The 2,500-nt window shown below is 50.8% G+C and carries 2 tRNA genes and 2 rRNA genes (1 of these 4 cut by a window edge); all 4 read left to right on the plus strand.

Features of this window, described 5'->3' with window-relative positions:
- Positions 1 to 186 precede the first annotated feature (186 nt).
- Positions 187 to 1,686: ribosomal RNA gene (locus QT979_RS28295) — 16S ribosomal RNA — on the plus strand.
- Between the two features lie 116 nt (positions 1,687 to 1,802).
- A tRNA-Ile gene (locus QT979_RS28300) sits at positions 1,803 to 1,876 on the plus strand.
- 93 nt (positions 1,877 to 1,969) lie between these two features.
- Positions 1,970 to 2,042 (plus strand) — tRNA-Ala (locus tag QT979_RS28305).
- 191 nt (positions 2,043 to 2,233) lie between these two features.
- A 23S ribosomal RNA gene (locus QT979_RS28310) occupies positions 2,234 to 2,500 on the plus strand (it continues 2,637 nt past the right edge of the window).
- The 16S and 23S rRNA genes sit together here with 2 tRNA genes alongside, the layout of an rRNA operon.

The following is a 2,500-nucleotide window of genomic DNA, read 5'->3' on the forward strand; positions in this document are numbered from 1 at the left end:
CTGAACCTAGAAAAAAGAATAGTTTGAAAGCTTAAAGCACTATTAACCTCGTCAAAAAAATCAAGATAGAGAGTAAAAGCGAGAGCTGATATTCAATATCGCAAACAACGAGAAAAAAGTCAAGGGAAAAAAACCAGCCTTCAAGCTGAGTAGAAAGAACTGGGCTAAAGCCAAAAAAAACAATCCAACACGGAGAGTTTGATCCTGGCTCAGGATGAACGCTGGCGGTCTGCTTAACACATGCAAGTCGAACGGAGTAGAAATACTTAGTGGCGGACGGGTGAGTAACGCGTGAGAATCTGCCTTCAGGACGGAGACAACAGTTGGAAACGACTGCTAAGCCCCGATGTACCGAAAGGGAAAATATTTATAGCCTGAAGATGAGCTCGCGTCCGATTAGCTAGTTGGGGGGGTAAAAGCCCACCAAGGCGACGATCGGTAGCTGGTCTGAGAGGACGATCAGCCACACTGGGACTGAGACACGGCCCAGACTCCTACGGGAGGCAGCAGTGGGGAATTTTCCGCAATGGGCGAAAGCCTGACGGAGCAAGACCGCGTGGGGGAAGAAGGCTCTTGGGTTGTAAACCCCTTTTCTCTGGGAAGAAAGTTGTGAAAGCAACCTGACGGTACCAGAGGAATCAGCATCGGCTAACTCCGTGCCAGCAGCCGCGGTAAGACGGAGGATGCAAGCGTTATCCGGAATGATTGGGCGTAAAGCGTCCGCAGGTGGCAGTTCAAGTCTGCTGTCAAAGACCGGGGCTTAACTTCGGAAAGGCAGTGGAAACTGAACAGCTAGAGTATGGTAGGGGCAGAGGGAATTCCTGGTGTAGCGGTGAAATGCGTAGAGATCAGGAAGAACATCGGTGGCGAAGGCGCTCTGCTGGACCATAACTGACACTCAGGGACGAAAGCTAGGGGAGCGAATGGGATTAGATACCCCAGTAGTCCTAGCCGTAAACGATGGATACTAGGTGTTGTCTGTATCGACCCGGACAGTGCCGTAGCTAACGCGTTAAGTATCCCGCCTGGGGAGTACGCACGCAAGTGTGAAACTCAAAGGAATTGACGGGGGCCCGCACAAGCGGTGGAGTATGTGGTTTAATTCGATGCAACGCGAAGAACCTTACCAGGACTTGACATGTCGCGAATCTTTTGGAAACAGAAGAGTGCCTTCGGGAGCGCGAACACAGGTGGTGCATGGCTGTCGTCAGCTCGTGTCGTGAGATGTTGGGTTAAGTCCCGCAACGAGCGCAACCCTCGTGTTTAGTTGCCATCATTAAGTTGGGCACTCTAAACAGACTGCCGGTGACAAACCGGAGGAAGGTGGGGATGACGTCAAGTCAGCATGCCCCTTACGTCCTGGGCTACACACGTACTACAATGGTAGGGACAGAGGGCAGCCAACCCGCGAGGGCGAGCTAATCCCGTAAACCCTGCCTCAGTTCAGATTGCAGGCTGCAACTCGCCTGCATGAAGGCGGAATCGCTAGTAATCGCAGGTCAGCATACTGCGGTGAATCCGTTCCCGGGCCTTGTACACACCGCCCGTCACACCATGGAAGTTGGCCACGCCCGAAGTCATTACTCTAACCTTTCGAGGAGGAGGATGCCGAAGGCAGGGCTGATGACTGGGGTGAAGTCGTAACAAGGTAGCCGTACCGGAAGGTGTGGCTGGATCACCTCCTTTTAGGGAGACCATCTGATAGTCGACCGAACCTAAACAATAGGTCGTTGTCAGTCATCCCTGGTCGTTCGAGGAATAGATGTCAAAGCTTTCAAACTATTAACTGGTTCGGAAATCGCGGGCTATTAGCTCAGTTGGTTAGAGCGCACCCCTGATAAGGGTGAGGTCCCTGGTTCAAATCCAGGATGGCCCACCTGGAAAAAAAGTGATGAATTGTCAGTAATGAGTAATGGATCATCAAAGATGAATTCAGGACTCATAAAATCAAAATCAGAACTTGCTTAGTGGGGGTATAGCTCAGTTGGTAGAGCGCCTGCCTTGCACGCAGGAAGTCAGCGGTTCGAGTCCGCTTACCTCCACTCTCACTAACTGCAACCAACTACAAAAAATAGAAATCAGCACCTAGACTATCGAGAGTGAAAGTCGGAATGCTGGAGTCTAGAACTCTAGTCAGAACCTTGAAAACTGCATAGAAATTAAGTCATCAAAGCATGTCAGTCATCCGAGCAATCGGAGCATCTGACAAGCGACCACCATGAAAAAATCAAGTGGTCAAGTTACAAAGGGCTAACGGTGGATACCTAGGCACACAGAGGCGAAGAAGGACGTGGCGACCGACGATAAGCTCCGGGGAGCTGGAAGCAAGCATTGATCCGGAGATGTCCGAATGGGGCAACCCAGTAAGCATCAGTTGAATACATAGACTGATAGCAGCGAACCCAGCGAATTGAAACATCTTAGTAGCTGGAGGAAGAGAAAGCAATAGCGATTTCCCAAGTAGTGGTGAGCGAACGGGAAACAGCCTAAACCAGAGGTT

Origin of the sequence: Microcoleus sp. w2-18bC1 (assembly GCF_036700365.1) — a bacterium.
Lineage (GTDB): Bacteria > Cyanobacteriota > Cyanobacteriia > Cyanobacteriales > Microcoleaceae > Microcoleus.